This is a genomic window from Streptomyces sp. Tu6071, assembly GCF_000213055.1.
Taxonomy (GTDB): Bacteria; Actinomycetota; Actinomycetes; order Streptomycetales; family Streptomycetaceae; genus Streptomyces; species Streptomyces evansiae.
Genome location: NZ_CM001165.1, coordinates 50674 through 66964 on the forward strand (window position 1 = coordinate 50674; position 16291 = coordinate 66964).

Consider the following 16291-nt stretch of genomic DNA (forward strand, 5'->3'; position numbering starts at 1 on the left):
GGCCCGTACGCACCACCGGCAGCAGCACCCGGCCCCCCTTCCCTCCTCCCCCCCCCCACTCCCCCTCCCCCACCCACGGACTCCGGAAGGAGCCTGCTCTCCCATGCGCAGAATCACCCGCACCCGTGCCCCGCTCGCGGTGGCCGCCGCCCTCGCCGGCGCGGCCTTCGCCCTGCCGGCCCCCGCCGCGCACGCGGCCGGTGACGTCGTGAAGGTCACCGGTTCCCAGGGGAACTGGCAGCTCACCGTCAACGGGCAGCCGTACACCGTCAAGGGCCTCACGTGGGGCCCCTCACCCACCGACGCACCCCGCTACCTGCCCGACGTGGCCTCGATGGGCGTCAACACGATCAGGACCTGGGGCACGGACGCCAGCAGCAAGCCGCTCTTCGACGCGGCGGCGGCGAACGGCATCCGGGTCGTGGCCGGCTTCTGGCTCCAGCCGGGCGGCGGCCCCGGCTCCGGCGGTTGCGTCAACTACCTGACCGACACCACGTACAAGAACAACATGCTCGCCGAGTTCCCGAAGTGGGTGGACACCTACAAGAACAACCCCGGCGTGCTCATGTGGGACGTCGGCAACGAGTCGGTGCTCGGGCTGCAGAACTGCTACGGCGGCGACGAGCTGGAGCGGCAGCGGGACGCGTACACGTCGTTCGTCAACGAGCTGGCCGTGAAGATCAAGGCCGTCGACCCGAACCACCCGGTCACCTCGACGGACGCGTGGACGGGCGCCTGGCCGTACTTCAAGAAGAACACCCCGGCACTGGACCTGTACGCGGTCAACTCCTACCAGGACGTCTGCGGGGTCAAGAGCGCCTGGGAGCAAGGCGGTTACAACAAGCCGTACATCATCACCGAGACGGGCCCGGCTGGTGAGTGGGAGGTGCCGGACGACGCGAACGGGGTTCCCAAGGAACCGGACGACGCGGCGAAGGCCGCGGGATACACGCGCGCGTGGCAGTGCATCACGGACCACAAGGGGGTCGCGCTCGGGTCGACGATGTTCCACTACGGGACGGAGTACGACTTCGGCGGGATCTGGTTCAACCTGCTGCCCGCCGGGGAGAAGCGGCCCTCGTACTACGCGGTGAAGGAGGCGTACGGGAAGTCGACGGCGAACGACAACAAGCCGCCGAAGGTGGACGCGCTCCAGGTCGAGGGCGGGACCTCGGCGGTGGCGGCGGGCAAGCCGCTGACCGTGTCGGTACCGGCGAGCGACCCGGACGGTGACGCGCTGAGCTACGAGGTGCAGGTGGGGTCGAAGTACATCGACAACGGCTCCGCGCTCACCACGGTCAACGCCGAGAACCTCGGCGGCGGAAAGCTCAGGGTGACCGCTCCGGACCGGACCGGCGTGTGGAAGCTGTACGTGAAGGTCAAGGACGGCAAGGGCAACGTGGGCGTCGGCACGACGTCGCTCAAGGTCGTGGCGCCGCCGGTGACGGGGACGAACCTCGCGCGCGGCAGGACGGCGACGGCGTCCTCGTTCCAGTCGGACCCGACGGGCGGCTGCCCGTGCGGGCCGGAGAAGGCGGTCGACGGTGACGCGTCCAGCCGCTGGGCGAGCGACTGGAGCGATCCGCAGTGGCTCCAGGTCGACCTGGGCGCGGCGAAGGCGATCCGGCACGTGCAGCTCGACTGGGAGTCGGCGTACGCGAAGGCGTACACGATCCAGGTCTCGGACAACGGGAGCGACTGGCGGACCGTGCACGAGGAGACGGCCGGCAACGGCGGGATCGACGACTTCGACGTGAGCGCGACAGCCCGCTACGTGCGGGTGAACGGGACGCAGCGCGGGACGGGATACGGCTACTCGCTGCACGAGTTCGGGGTGTACGGGGGCTGAGGGGGCGTCCGCGGGAGGTACGGGGCCGCGCGGTCCCGTACCGGCGAGTGAGTGAGGCGCGCCGCTGAGGCGGTGGCGCGGCACCGGGCGGGTCTCCCCGCTGCCGTCCGGTGCGTGGGCGGGTGCGACGGACCGGGTGATGGTCTGTCGTGCCCGCCTTGCGCGTGTGCGCGTCCCTTCATTTCTTGGCCACAACCGGCCTGCGGCCGATCGGTTTTCGCCACCTCCTGAAGGTGCGTCTGGCTGGAATTTTTCCCCAAGTCGGCGCGCAGAAAGTGTTATCCAGGGTTTTTCCGCCGGTCGGTGCAGGGGCTGTAACGCCCAAGTGAAGGGACCTTGTGCACAACTCTTGACGCTATCCAGGAGGGGGGAGAACGATCTCCGAAGAGCGCAGAACTTCGCGTTCTCTTCCCACCCGCACTGTTGTGCACCACCGCGTCGGCACCCGTGTGCCCGCGGTGACTCATGCCCAGGAGACCGACATGGCTGTGTCCCTGAGTCCGGGAGCCGTTCGCGGCACCCGACCACTTCGAAGAACCCTTGTGGGGGTCGTCGTACTGGCCCTCGCCGCCACGCTGCTGGCCTTCGTGCAGACGGCGGCGCACGCGGCACCCGTGCTCCTCTCGCAGAACAAGAACGTCACCTCCTCCAGCGTGGAGAACGTCGGGACCCCGGCTTCCAACGCCGTGGACGGTGACAACGGGACGCGCTGGTCGAGCGCGGCCTCCGATCCGCAGTGGATCACCGTGGACCTCGGGGCGACCCGCGCGGTGAGCCAGGTCGTGCTGCGCTGGGAGACGGCGTACGCGAAGGCGTACCGCGTCGAGTTCTCCACCGACAACCAGAACTGGACGTCGAAGTACTCCACGACGACGAGCAACGGCGGCAACGAGACGCTGAACGTCAGCGGCAACGCGCGCTACGTGCGGGTCTACGGCACGCAGCGGGCCACCCAGTGGGGCTACTCGCTGTGGGAGTTCCAGGTCTTCGGCGAGGACGGCGGCTCGAACCCGGGCGGCCCGATCACCGGCGGCGGGGACCTCGGCCCCAACGTGAAGGTCTTCGACCCCTCGACCCCGAACATCCAGGGCCAGGTCGACTCGATCTTCCAGCAGCAGGAGTCGGCGCAGTTCGGCAACGGGCGCTACCAGCTCCTGTTCAAGCCGGGCACGTACAACAACCTGAACGTGCAGCTCGGGTTCTACACGTCGATCTCGGGTCTCGGCCTCAAGCCGGACGACACGAACTTCAACGGTGACGTGACGGTCGACGCGGGCTGGTTCAACGGCAACGCGACGCAGAACTTCTGGCGTTCGGCGGAGAACCTGGCGATCAAGCCGGTGAGCGGGGACGACCGCTGGGCCGTCGCGCAGGCCGCTCCGTTCCGGCGGATGCACATCAAGGGCGGGCTGAACCTGGCGCCGGCCGGCTACGGCTGGGCGAGCGGCGGGTACATCGCGGACAGCAAGATCGACGGGACGGTCGGCCCGTACTCGCAGCAGCAGTGGTACACGCGGGACAGCTCCGTCGGCGGCTGGACCAACGCCGTGTGGAACATGGTGTTCTCCGGGGTGGAGGGCGCGCCCGCGCAGTCCTTCCCGAACCCGCCGTACACGACGCTGAACAACACCCCGGTCTCGCGCGAGAAGCCGTTCCTCTACCTCGACGGGAACGACTACAAGGTGTTCGTCCCCGCGAAGCGGGAGAACGCGCGCGGGGTCTCCTGGGCGGGTACGCCGCAGGGGCAGTCGGTGCCGCTGAACCAGTTCTACGTGGCGAAGCCTGGTGTCTCTGCCGACACCCTGAACCAGGCGCTCGACCAGGGCCTCAACCTGCTGTTCACACCGGGCATCTACCACCTGAACAAGACGGTGAACGTCAACCGGGCGAACACCGTGGTGCTCGGTCTCGGGTACGCGACGCTGATCCCGGACAACGGCGTCACGGCGATGAAGGTCGCCGACGTGGACGGCGTGAAGCTCGCCGGTTTCCTCCTCGACGCGGGCGCGGTCAACTCGCCCTCGCTCCTGGAGGTCGGCACGGCGGGCTCGCACGTGGACCACGCGGCCAACCCGACCTCGGTGCAGGACGTCTTCGCGCGGGTCGGCGGCGCGGGGCCCGGCAAGGTCACGACCGCGTTCGTGGTCAACAGTGACGACACGATCATCGACCACACGTGGATCTGGCGGGCCGACCACGGGGCCGGCGTGGGCTGGGAGACCAACCGCGCCGACTACGGGCTGACCGTCAACGGCAACGACGTGCTCGCGACGGGTCTGTTCGTCGAGCACTTCAACAAGTACGACGTGCAGTGGAACGGTGAGCGCGGGCGCACGATCTTCTTCCAGAACGAGAAGGCGTACGACGCCCCGAACCAGGCGGCGATCCAGAACGGTTCGATCCAGGGGTACGCGGCGTACAAGGTCGCCGACTCGGTGACGACGCACGAGGGCTGGGGGCTCGGCAGCTACTGCAACTACACCGCCGACCCGGGCATCAAGCAGGACCACGGCTTCCAGGCCCCGGTGAAGCCGGGCGTGAAGTTCCACGACCTGCTGGTGGTCTCGCTCGGCGGGATGGGTCAGTACAACCACGTCATCAACAACACGGGCGGCGCGACGAGCGGGACCTCCACGGTTCCCTCGACGGTCACGTCGTTCCCGTAGCGGGCCCGCGCCCCGCTGTCGGGGGCGCGGTGAGTGAGAGCGAGTGAGGCGGCCGGTCCCTTCGGGGGCCGGCCGTTTCGTCGTGTGCCGGGGGTCAGGCTGCGGGGACGGTGTCGTCCTGCCAGCCGGTGACGCCGTCGGCGAGGTGGAGGACGCGGTCGGCGAGGGCGAGGAGCTGGGTGTCGTGGGTGGCGACGAGGGCGGTGACGTGTTCGCTGCGGACGACGGCGCGCAGGAGTTCCATGACAGCGAGCCCGGTATCGGCGTCGAGCTGTCCGGTGGGTTCGTCGGCGATGAGGAGGGAGGGGCGGTTGGCGAGGGCGCGGGCTATGGAGACGCGCTGGCGCTGACCGCCGGAGAGTTCGCCGGGGCGCTGGTTGGCGTGGTCGCCGAGGCCGACGAGGGACAGGAGCATCGAGACGCGTTCCTCGCGCTCGGCGCGGGACACCTTGCGCAGGCGCAGCGGGACCTCGATGTTCTCGGCGGCGGAGAGGATCGGGACGAGGCCGAAGGTCTGGAAGACGAAGCCGACGCGTTCGCGGCGCAAGGCGAGCAGGCCGTTCTCGTCGAGGGCGGAGAGGTCGGTGTCGTCGACGAGGACGCGGCCCGAGCCGGGGGTGTCGAGTCCGCCGACGAGGTTGAGGAGGGTCGTCTTGCCGGAGCCCGAGCGGCCTCGCAGAGCGATGAGTTCGCCGCGCGGAAGGTCGAAGCTCACGCCGCGCAGGGCGTGGACCGCGTTCTCGCCGCTGCCGTAGGAGCGGTGGAGGTCCTCGACGCGGACCATCGGGGTGGTGGGGGTGGTGGTGTCGTTCTCCGGCATGGTGTCCCCCTGCGGCGGTGGTGCGCGAGTGGTGGTGGTGTGCGGGTGCTCGCGGCGTGCGCGGGCGGGTGGTGTGCGCGGGCGTGTGGTCCGCGCGGGCGGCGGTGGTGTCGCGGACGCCGGGCGGGGCGATGGTAGCAGCGGGGTTCTCGGAGGTGGGCCGGTACGGACGGTGGGGGCGGGGAGGAAGGCCACGGCGGTCACAATCGCGTGAAGCTTTGCCCTGAGGCTCTTCAACGCGGGCGAGGGGACCGGATAGTTTGCGGGTCGCGGTCCCCGTTCGGTGGCCATTTTTCTCTTTGCACCCCGGGGGCGGGAAAAAGGTTGACGCTCTTCGTTCTGCTGCGCCTGCGCGCGCACCGGGTTCTCATGGGTGCCTCGCTCGTCGTGGTGCTGCTCGCGACGACGCTGCTCGCGACGCTCGCGCTCTTCGCCCAGTCGGTCGGTGACGCGGCCTTGCGCCACGCGCTCGGTGACCAGGGGGGCGCGGGGGCGACGCTCGTGGTGAGCGCGGAGGTCCCCGCCGGACAGGAGAAGGCCGCGGATCGCGCGGTGCGGCGGGACGCGGCGGCGGCTTTCGACGGGCTCCCGGTGACCGTGCGTGCCTTCACGCAGTCCGGTACGTACGCGCTGCCCGCCGGACTCGGCGGGCGCGTGGCGCCGGGCGGCAAGCCGGACCTGACGCAGTTCGCGGCGCTCGACGCCTCGCGGGTGCGGGTGGTGGCGGGGTCGCTGCCGCACGGTGCCGCGCCGTCGGGGCCGCTCCCCGTGGCGCTGCCGCAGCGGGTCGCGCGGCAGTGGGACCTCGGGCCGGGAGCCGAGTTCGAGGTGACGGACCGGGCGGGCGGGAAGAGGCTCGCGGTGCGGGTGACCGGGGTGTACCGCCCGGCGGACACCACGGACCCGTACTGGCAGGCCGATCCGCTGCGCGGGCGCGGGGCGCGCACGGTCTCGTTCACGACGTACGGGCCGCTCGCGGTGAGTGCCGAGGCGGCGGCGTCGGGGCGGCTCGCCGCGGGGACGTCGTCGTGGGTCGCGGTCGCGGACACGCGGGGCGTGCGGACCGGGGACACCGGGGCCTTGCGGCGGGCCTCGGTCGCGGGCGCCGAGCGGCTGCGGACCGAGGCGGCACTCGGCGGGAACGCGCAGGTGCGCGACGGCGTACCGGCGCTGCTCGACCGTTTCGCGACGACGCTGGGTGTCTACCGCTCGACGCTGCTGATCGTCGCGGTCCAGCTGGTGCTGCTCGCGTGGTGCGCGCTGGTCCTGGTGGCGCAGTTGCTGTCCGCTGAGCGGGCGGGGCACACGGAGTTGTTGCGGCACCGGGGGGCTTCGCGGGCGCGGGTGGCGGGGCTCGCCGGTGCGGAGGCGCTGGCGGTCGCGGTGCCCGCGCTCGTGGTGGCGCCGTTGCTCGCGGGGCCTCTGGCGCGGTTGCTCGTCGCGCGGTCCTCGCTCGCGGACGGCGGGCTGCGGCTCGCGTACGGGGCGACGCCGCTCGTGTGGCTGGTGTCGGTGGGTTTCGCGGTGGTGTGCGGGCTGGTCCTGACGGGGGCGCTCGCCGCCGGGAGCGGGGCCGGGCGGGGCCGGGTCGGGGCCTTGCCGGGGTTCTTGCGGGCGGGCGCGGATCTGGGTCTGCTCGTGGCGGCGGGGCTCGCGTTCTGGCAGCTCGCCGGGCAGGGGCCGCGCGAGAGCGGCGGGGCGGGGCCCGACTGGCTGCTCGTGGTGGCCCCGGCGCTCGCGCTGCTCGCCGGGACGGTGCTCGTGCTGCGGTTGGTGCCGCTCGCCGCGCGGCTCGCGGAACGGCTCGCGGCCCGGGGCAGGGGCCTGCCGGGGGCGCTCGTGGCCTGGCAGTTCAGCCGTCGTCCGCAGCGGGGTGCCGGTCCCGTACTGCTCCTGGTCCTTGCGGTCGCGATGACGCTCCTGACGGTCGCGCAGAGCGCTTCGTGGAGCAGGGCGCAGGACGATCAGGCGGACTTCCGCTCGGGGGCCGGGGTGCGGGTGCTCGACCCGACGTCGGGGCTCGCGGGTGATGCCGGTACGTACGGGGCGGTGCCGGGTGTGCGGGCGGTGGCGCCGGGGCACCGGGCGTCCGTGGACCTGCCGCAGGGCGGCGGGGCGACGGTACTCGCGCTGGACACGGCGCACGCGCCCGACGACCTCCTGTTCCGTTCCGACATCGCGCCCGGCGAGGGCGAGCTGCGGGCGCTGCGCGCGGCCGGGGACGGGGCACGGGCGGGGCTCGCGCTGCCGGCGGGGACGCGGAAGCTCGCGCTGCGGGTGCGGTGGGAGGATTCCCGTACCGGCAAGGCGCCGGAGGAGTTCGCCCCGGCGCTCACGGTGACGGTCAGGGACGCGCAGGGGCAGCCCTATGTGCTGTCGGCGGGGCGGCTCGCCGGCGCCGGCGCGGTGCGTACGCAGACCGTGGATCTGGTGCCCGAGGGCCGGGACGTGCCGCGCGGCCGGTTGTGGCTGAGCGGGCTGCGGGTGTCCGGGGAGCTGCCGCCGGGTCTCGACGCGCGCGTCCGGCTGGGTGTCGAGCGGGTCGGCGCGCTGACGGGTACGGGCGGCGGGGCCGGGCGCGCGGTGGCGGTGCCCGAGGGCCTGCGATGGCAGGGGACGAGTACGCCGGTGGTGGAGCTGACGCCGGGGCGTGCGGTGCCGTTGCGCCCCGAGGCGGCGGCCGGCAGGCCGCTGTCCGTGACGACGCACCTCAGCGCGCCGCGCGCGTCGTGGGCGTCGTCGGGCACGGGCGTGAATCTGGACGTGTGGGCGGGCGCCGCCGAGGTGCCCGCGACGGTGCCCGCGCTCGCCTCGGACGCCTTCCTGACAGCGGCGCACGCGAAGCGCGGGCAGACGCTGACGGTGCCCGTGGAGGGCACGGAGGTGCGCGTCGAGGTCGTGGACACGGTCGCGCACGTGCCGACGACGGGCGAGGAGGCCGCGACGGCGACGGACGCGTCCGGCCAGGACTCCGGCTCCCCCTCGGGCGAGGAGGCGACGGAGGAGGGCGGCGCGGACGGCGACGACGCGGACGTCGCCCTGCTCGTGGATCTGCCGACGCTGAACGCGGTGCTCGCGGGGGCGGGCGCGACACCGCTCGCCCCGACCGAGTGGTGGCTGAGCACGGCCGAGGGGCGTTCCGGCGCGGTGGCCGCGCGGTTGCGGGAGCGCCCCGACAGCGACCCGGCGGATGTGCTCGTACGGGACGAGGTGCGGCGGACGCTGATCGGTGACCCCTTGGGGGCGGCGCCGCGTACGGCGCTGCTCGCCGCCGCGCTCGCGGCCGCGGCGATCGCGGCCGTGGGGTTCACGGCGGGGGCGATGGGCTCGCTGCGGGAGCGGCGCTCGGAGCACGCGGTGCTGCGCGCGCTCGGGATCTCGGGGCGGAAGCTGGCCCGGCAGACCTTCTGGGAGCAGGTGCTGCTCGTGGCGGTCGGGCTGGGTGCGGGTCTCGCGCTCGGGGTCGTGCTGAGCCGGTGGCTGGTGCCGTTGACGGTGCTGACGGCGCGCGCGGCGCGGCCTGTGCCGGGGGTGCTCGTGGAGATGCCGTGGGGGCGGGCGCTGCTCCTGCTCGTGGGGGTCGCGGCGCTGCCCCTGCTCGCGGTCGCGCTGTTGTCGACGCGCCGTACCCGGATCGCGGATGCGCTCCGCCGGCTGGAGGACTGACGTGACATCCGCTGTTGAGCGTGCCCGGCGGGCCGCGGGGGTGCCCGCGCCGTGGACGCGTACCCGGTTGCGTACGGCGCGGGGGGCCTCGCTGGCCTTCGCGGCGCTCGTGCTGTTGACGGCGTTCCTCGCGGCGTACTTCCCGCGCGCGGTGCGGGCGAACGAGGACCGGGCGGTGCGCCGCGCGGTGGCGGAGACGTCGCCGGCGCGCGCGGTCGTGGACGTCGGGCTGATCCGGCCGGACCTGGCGCCGGACGAGCGGGCGAAGACCTTCGACGCGGGGCGGGTCACGGCGGGCTACCGGGCGTTGCTGAAGACGGTGCCCGAGCCGGTGCGGGTGGACACGGGGCAGTCCTCGTACGGGGTAAGGACGAGCAAGGACCTCCAGGCGACGGACAAGGACCTGCCGAGTCCCGACGCGGTGCTGCCGCGGTTCACCGCCGCGGCCCAGGCGGGTCTGGAGGAGCACGCACGGCTGGCGTCGGGGCGGTGGCCCCGGACGAAGGCCGGGGCGCCCGCGGAGGCGGGCCGGGTAGAGGTCGCGGTGACCGGGGCGACGGCGCAGGCGCTGGGGCTCACGGTGGGGCGGTCGGTGCACGTCGAGGGCGGCGATACGGCCTTCGTGGTGGTGGGGATCGTGGAACCGCGCGATCCCCGGGGCGCGTGGTGGTCGGCGGAGCCCCAGTTGCGGACGCCGACGATGTCGGCGACGTCGGGGCGGCCGCCGCAGAAGTTCTGGCGCGCGGGGCTGCTGCTGCCGCCCGGTGCGGGGGCCGCGCTGCTGGACACGTTGGGGCAGCCGGAGGCGTACTGGCGGCTCGCGCCGCGTTCCGAGGGGCTGACGGCGGGGGTGCTGCCGCGTTACACGGCGGCGCTCGGTTCGCTGAAGGGCGGCCCCGATCTGCTGCGGGTGAAGAAGGCCGTGGAGGCCCACGCGGTCGTCTCGACGGATCTGGACCAGGTGATCGAGGCGCATCGGGGGCTGTCGCGGGCGCTGTCGCCCGTGGTGAAGGTGGCGGCGGTCGGGGCGGGTGCGGTCGCCGCGGTGACGGTGGCGATGGCGGCGGGTCTGTCGGCGGGGCGGCGGCGCGAGGAGTTCGCGCTGCTGCGGGCGCGGGGGGCTTCGCTCACCGGGCTCGGCGGGCGGCTGCTCGCGGAGTCGGCGGCGCTCGCCGTGCCGGCGGCGGGGCTCGGGCTGCTCGGCGCGTGGGCGCTGGAGCCTGCGGGACCGCTCGGCTCCTCGGCACTGGCCGCCGGGGCGGTCGCGCTGCTGGGGTGTCTCGCGCTGCCGTTGCGGGCGCTGGCCTCGCACCGTGCGGCGGGCGTGCATCAGGAGCGCGAGGATCTTGTCGCGGCGCGGCCGGGCCGGGGGCGTACGGTCGCGGAGCTGACGGTGCTCGCGGTGGCGCTGCTCGTGCTGTTCGCGTCGCGGCGCGGCAATGGCGGGGCGGGGGCGGTGCCCGTGCTGCTCGCGCTGGTCGCCGCGCTCGTGCTGGTGCGGTGCTATCCGCTGCCGTTGCGGTGGGCGGCGCGGGGCGCGGGGCGTTCGCGCGGGCTGACGGGTTTCCTGTTCTTCGCGCGGGCGGGGCGGGCGGCGCCGAGCGGGACGCTGCCGCTGTTCGTGCTGCTGATCGCGGTGACGACGGCGGGGGTCGGCGGGGCGGTGCTCACGGATGTCGCGGGGGCGCGGGACCGTGCCGCGCTCGTGACGGCGGGGGCCGACGCGCGGGTCTCGGCGACGGGGGCGCTCGCCGCGTTGCCACGTGACGTCGAGCGGGGGGTGCGAAAGGTCGCGGGGGTGCGGGACGTGGCGCCCGTACTGATCGACCAGACGGTGGCGCTGCCCGTGGAGTCGGGGGCGGCGAGTACGCGACCCCTCGCGCTGATGGCCGTCGATCCGTCCTCGTACGGGAGTTTCCTGCGGGAGCAGGGGCTGGGTTCCGCGCCGGTGCCGCCGCGTGCGGAGCGGGGCGGTGTCGTGGACGTGGTCGCCTCGGCGCGGGTCGCGAAGGTCTTCGGGTCGGGGCCGCGCGAGGTGTCCTCGCTCGCGGGCCGGGTGCGGGTGCGGGTGACGCGGGTGGCCGAGGCGCCGCCCGCGCTCGGCGGCGCCGACTTCCTCCTCATGGACCGGGCGGCGCTGGACCGGCGGCCCACGACGGACCTCCTGGTCGCGGGCGAGCCGGACGCGAAGGCGCTGCGGAAGCTCGTGGACGGGGCCGAGCCGCGGCCCGCCCTGCGATTGCGCGCGGACGCGCGGGCCGCGTACGCGGACTCGCCGTTGCAGGCGGGCGTCACGCGGTTGTTCGCCGCGGCGGTGGGCGCCGCCGCCGGGTACGCGTTGCTCGCGCTGTTGCTGCACGCGCAGGCCGGGGCGGCGGAGCGGACCGCGTTGCTCGTGCGGTTGCGGGTGCTGGGGCTGTCGCGGCGCGGGACGCGGACGCTGACGCTGCTCGACGCCTTGCCGCAGACGGTGCTCGCCGCGGGGGGCGGGGCGCTGGTCGGCTGGGGGGCCATCAGGTTGCTCGCTCCGGTGCTCGACCTGGAGCGGCTCGCGTTCGCGAGTACCGACGGGCGGGGCCCGGAGGGGGTGACGGCCTCCCTGCACTCCGGTGCGGAAGTGCTGTTGCTGCCGGCGGCCGGGATCGCGGTCCTCGCGGCGCTGGTCTCGCTGGGCCAGGCGTGGTGGCTGCGGCGTACGAAGATGATCACGGAACTCAGGGCAGGAGACGCATGATGGGCGAGCCCACCGGGGCCGGGGCCGGTGCGGTCCCGAGTCTGAGCGAGCTGGAGCGGCGGGCCGCGGAGCGGCGCGACACGCGCGCCTACGGGCACGACGCGCTCGTGGCCTGTGACCGCCTGGTGCGGGTCTTCAGCGCCGACGGGGTCGAGGTGCAGGCCCTCCAGGGCCTTGATCTCCTGGTGTACGAGGGCGAGTTGATGGCGCTCGTGGGCGCTTCGGGGAGCGGGAAGTCGACTCTCATGAACATCCTCGCGGGCCTGGACCGGCCGACGGCGGGCTCGGCGACGGTGGGGGGTTTCCCGCTGCTCCAGATGGGTCGCAAGGACCGGCTGCGGTACCGGCGCGAGGTGGTGGGCTTCGTGTGGCAGCAGACGGCGCGGAACCTGCTGCCGTTCCTCACGGCGGCGCAGAACGTGGCGCTCCCGATGCAGTTGCGCGGGGGCGGCCGGGGGGCGGCGACGCGCGGGAAGCGGGAACGGCGCGCGGAGGAGTTGCTGCGGATGCTGGAGGCGGGCGACTGCGCCGACCGGCTGCCGGGGCAGTTGTCCGGGGGGCAGCAGCAGCGGGTGGCGATCGCGGTGGCGCTGGCGAACGAGCCGTCGCTGCTCCTCGCGGACGAGCCGACGGGCGAGCTGGACTCGGCGACGGGCGCGCAGGTCTTCGCGGCCTTCCGGCGGGCGAACGAGGAGCTGGGCATGACGGTCATGATCGTCACGCACGACGCGGAGGTCGCGAACGAGGTGAATCGCACGGTCGCGATCCGCGACGGGCGGACGTCCACGGAGGTGCTGCGGCACACGGAGATCGGCGCGGACGGCCAGGAGTCGGTGTCGGCGCACGAGTACGTGACGCTCGACCGGGCGGGGCGGCTCCAACTGCCGCCCGACTACACCTCGGCGCTGGGGCTGCGGGACCGGGCGATGCTGGAGCTGGAGCCCGACCACATCCGGGTGCGGCCGGACCGGCGCGGGGAGAACCGCGAGGGCGGGCAGACCCCTCGGGGCGAGGACGGCCAAGAGGGCTGAGCGGGCGGGAACGGCCGCGCGAGGGGCGGGACCAGGGGTTTTCCCCGGGTCCCGCCCCTCTGTCGTGCGGACCACGAGTTACCGTCCCTGGCCGCGAAGACCAAGGGCCCTCCCCCGGTCCCGTCTCTTCATCGCCCCTGGGCTTCGTGCTGAGCCGCCCCGCGCCGTGCGCCTGGGTCCTCCACTTGCCCGCGCTTGCTTTTATAGCGCGCACGCAAGTATTGTCTGTGCATGTAAGCGGCTACCGCACACATCCGTGGCTCGCAGATATCCAGCTCTTGAAGGGTTCTTTCCTCATGCCTCTGGCGCTCCTGGCCCTCGCCATCGGGGCCTTCGGCATCGGCACGACCGAATTCGTGATCATGGGGCTCCTGCCCGAGGTCGCCGACGGCTTCGGGGTCTCCGTGCCGACCGCAGGGCTCCTGGTGACGGGCTACGCACTCGGCGTCATGATCGGCGCCCCGATCATGACGCTGCTCGGCACCAAGGTGCCGCGCAAGCGGATGCTCATGCTGCTCATGGGCCTGTTCATCGTCGGCAACGTGATCTCCGCCGTGGCACCGGTCTTCGGCGTGATGCTCGCCGGGCGCGTCGTCGCCTCCTTCGCGCACGGCGCCTTCTTCGGCATCGGCTCGGTCGTCGCCGCCGGTCTCGTCCCGCCGGCGAAGCGGGCCGGAGCCATCGCGCTCATGTTCACCGGGCTCACCGTCGCCAACGTCGTCGGCGTACCGCTCGGCACGTACGTCGGGCAGGCAGCGGGCTGGCGCGTCACCTTCCTGATCGTCGCCGCGCTCGGCGTCGTCGGGATGCTCGGCATCCTCAAGCTCGTCCCCGAACTCCCGCGCCCCGAGGGCGTCCGCCTGCGCCACGAGCTGGCGGCGCTGCGCAACGTGCAGGTCGTCCTCGCGATGGCGATGACCGTGCTCGGCTTCGGCGGGGTCTTCGCCGCCGTCACCTACATCGCCCCGATGCTCACCGAGGTCGCCGGATTCGCCGACTCCTCCGTCACCTGGCTCCTCGTCGTCTTCGGCGCGGGCATGGTCGCGGGCAATCTCGTGGGCGGCAGGTACGCGGACCGCAGGCTCATGCCGATGCTCTTCACGGTGCTCGGCGCGCTCACCGTCGTGCTCGCCCTCTTCACCGTCACGGCCCACTCCGAGCCGGGCGCGGCGGTCACCCTCTTCTTCATCGGCGCGCTCGGATTCGCGACCGTCCCGCCGCTCCAGAAGCGGGTGCTCGACCAGGCGTCCGGCGCGCCCACGCTCGCCTCCGCCGTCAACATCGGCGCCTTCAACCTGGGCAACGCCCTCGCAGCCTGGCTCGGCGGCCTCGTCATCGACGCGGGCTTCGGCTACACCTCGCCCAACTGGGTGGGCGCCGCGCTCGCCTTCTCGGCGCTGATCCTCGCCCTCGTCTCCGCCGGGCTCGACCGCGGGCGGCGCGCACCCGGCGACGCGGGCGCGCCGACGGCCCGGCCGGTCGCCGGTACGGAGCGGACGCCCGCCGCGCACACCGCGCTCTGACCCCCTTCCCCAGCCGGGGCGGACGCCCCTGACAGCGCGTCGCCCCGGTCCCGTACACGACAGAAAGCACCACCATGAGCACCTTCTCCCCCACCGTCACCCTCAACAACGGGGTCGTCGTGCCCCAGCTCGGCTTCGGGGTCTTCCAGGTCCCCGACGACGAGACGACCGCCGCCGTCGCGAGCGCCCTGGAGGCCGGTTACCGGTCCGTCGACACGGCCGCCGTCTACGGGAACGAGCGCGGCGTCGGGCGCGCGCTCGCCTCCTCCGGCGTCCCGCGCGAGGAACTGTTCGTCACCACGAAGCTGTGGAACGACGACCAGGGCTACGACGCGACGCTGCGCGCCTTCGACGCCTCGCTCGACAAGCTCGGCCTGGAGTACACCGACCTGTACCTCATCCACTGGCCGACGCCCGCCCGCGACCGGTACATCGACAGCTACCGCGCCCTGGAGAAGCTCCTCGCCGACGGGCGCACCCGCGCGATCGGCGTGTCCAACTTCCAGCCCGCGCACCTGGAGCGGCTCGTCGCCGAGACCGGCGTCGTCCCCGTCCTCAACCAGGTCGAGCTGCACCCGGGGCTCCAGCAGCGCGAACTGCGCGCCACGCACGCCGCGCTGGGCATCGCGACCGAGGCGTGGAGCCCGCTCGCGCAGGGCGCGCTGCTGAAGGAGGACGCCCTGACCACGCTCGCGGAGCGGCACGACCGCAGCCCCGCGCAGATCGTGCTGCGCTGGCACCTCCAGAGCGGGAACATCGTCATCCCCAAGTCGGTGACCCCCGCCCGCATCCGGGAGAACCTCGACGTCTTCGGCTTCACGCTGAGCGACGAGGACATGGCCGCCGTCGACGCGCTCGACCGCGGACTGCGGACGGGCCCGCACCCGAACGAGCTGAACTGACGTCCCGGCGGAGCGGGCGAGGGGCCGTGCGCGGTGCTGCGCACGGCCCCTCGCCGTATGCGGGGGCCGCCGCACGGCTCTCCCCCGTACGGGTCAGTTCTCGCTGATCCGCAGGACCTGTTTGCCGCGCACCCCGCCCTGCTCGCCGCGGGCGTACGCCTCCGCCGCCTTCTCCAGCGGGTGCACCGCGTCGACGTGCGGTCGCAGCGCGCCCTCCTCGACGAGCGCCGTGATCCGGCGCAGTGCCGCCCCGTCCGGCTCCACGAGGATGCCCGTGAACCGCACCCCGGCCGCCGTCGCACGCTCCTCGATGTCCCCCACGCCGCTCGACGGCACCGTGATGAGCAGGCCGCCGGGCCGCAGCACGGCGAGGGAGCGCGCGCTCGTGTCGTCCTTCGCGCCCACGAGGTCCAGGACAGTGTCGACGCCCGAGACGTGCTCCTCGAAGCGCTCGTTGCGGTAGTCCACGACCTCGTCCGCGCCGAGCGTGCGCAGCCACGCGTGGCGCGAGGCACTCGCCGTCGCGATGACGTGCGCGCCGATGTGGTGCGCGAGCTGGACCGCCAGGTGGCCCACGCCGCCCGACGCCGCGTGCACGAGGACCCGCTCGCCCCGACGCAGCCGCGCGGTGTCGACGAGCGCCTGCCAGGCCGTGAGCGAGGCGAGCGGCAGCGCGGCGGCCTCGTCGAAGTCGAGGCCCTTCGGGATCGGCGCGAACTGACGCGCCGGTGCCGTGACGTACTCGGCGCAGGCGCCGCCGGTGCGCGGGAACCACGGCATCCCGAGGACCGCGTCGCCCGGCTTGTACAGCGTCACCCCCGTGCCGACCTCCTCGACCGTGCCCGCGATGTCCCAGCCGGGCACGAGCGGCGGACTCGCGAGGCTCGCGGCGGCGCCCAGGCCCTCGCGGGTCTTCCAGTCCACCGGGTTCACCCCGGCGGCCCGCACGCGCACGAGGATCTCGGTGGGCACGGGCGACGGGCGCGGCACGCGGTCCAGGCGCAGGACCTCGGGGCCGCCGAAGCCGGTCTGGACGAGGGCGCGCATCGTGCGGTCGGGGCGGTCCTTGGGGGTGCTGTCCGTCATGGGGCGGTGTTCCT

General features: G+C 73.6%; 9 protein-coding genes. 7 read left to right on the forward strand and 2 right to left on the reverse strand.

Annotation, left to right across the window (positions count from 1 at the left end; all coding sequences use genetic code 11):
* The first annotated feature begins 103 nt into the window (after nucleotides 1-103).
* Together STTU_RS00210 and STTU_RS00215 are read left to right on the forward strand one after the other, a co-directional pair.
* Nucleotides 104-1849, forward strand: coding sequence for a discoidin domain-containing protein (locus STTU_RS00210; RefSeq protein WP_043253612.1), 1746 nt, complete (start codon nucleotides 104-106; stop codon nucleotides 1847-1849).
* A 482-nt stretch (nucleotides 1850-2331) separates the two neighbouring features.
* Nucleotides 2332-4515, forward strand: coding sequence for a discoidin domain-containing protein (locus STTU_RS00215; protein WP_052862274.1), 2184 nt, complete (start codon nucleotides 2332-2334; stop codon nucleotides 4513-4515).
* A 94-nt stretch (nucleotides 4516-4609) separates the two neighbouring features.
* On the opposite strand, the gene STTU_RS00220 is transcribed toward STTU_RS00215, so the two are convergent.
* Nucleotides 4610-5335 (reverse strand): ABC transporter ATP-binding protein, encoded by a 726-nt coding sequence (locus STTU_RS00220; protein WP_043253614.1) that lies wholly within the window; start codon nucleotides 5333-5335, stop codon nucleotides 4610-4612.
* A gap of 324 nt (nucleotides 5336-5659) precedes the next feature.
* On the opposite strand from STTU_RS00220, the gene STTU_RS00225 reads away from it, so the two are divergent.
* From STTU_RS00225 to STTU_RS00245, 5 genes are all read left to right on the forward strand, one after another.
* Nucleotides 5660-9001, forward strand: coding sequence for an FtsX-like permease family protein (locus tag STTU_RS00225; protein ID WP_007818627.1), 3342 nt, complete (start codon nucleotides 5660-5662; stop codon nucleotides 8999-9001).
* Nucleotide 9002: 1 nt separating this feature from the next.
* Nucleotides 9003-11735 carry an ABC transporter permease gene (locus STTU_RS00230; RefSeq protein ID WP_158678760.1) on the forward strand — a complete coding sequence of 911 codons (2733 nt, stop codon included), beginning with the start codon at nucleotides 9003-9005 and terminating at the stop codon, nucleotides 11733-11735.
* On the forward strand, nucleotides 11735-12766 hold the full coding sequence (locus STTU_RS00235; RefSeq protein WP_007818629.1) for an ABC transporter ATP-binding protein: 1032 nt from the start codon (nucleotides 11735-11737) through the stop codon (nucleotides 12764-12766). The genes STTU_RS00230 and STTU_RS00235 overlap by 1 nt, the downstream gene beginning before the upstream one ends.
* 296 nt (nucleotides 12767-13062) lie before the next feature.
* Nucleotides 13063-14289: an MFS transporter gene (locus STTU_RS00240; RefSeq protein ID WP_007818630.1), complete on the forward strand. Its 1227-nt coding sequence runs from the start codon at nucleotides 13063-13065 to the stop codon at nucleotides 14287-14289.
* 74 nt (nucleotides 14290-14363) lie between these two features.
* Nucleotides 14364-15191, forward strand: a complete 828-nt coding sequence (locus STTU_RS00245) for an aldo/keto reductase (protein WP_007818634.1) — start codon at nucleotides 14364-14366, stop codon at nucleotides 15189-15191.
* A 93-nt stretch (nucleotides 15192-15284) separates the two neighbouring features.
* Here the strand turns inward: STTU_RS00245 and STTU_RS00250 are convergent, their stop codons facing one another.
* Complete coding sequence (locus tag STTU_RS00250) at nucleotides 15285-16277, reverse strand: NADP-dependent oxidoreductase (RefSeq protein ID WP_007818636.1); 993 nt, start codon at nucleotides 16275-16277, stop codon at nucleotides 15285-15287.
* Nucleotides 16278-16291: the final 14 nt, after the last annotated feature.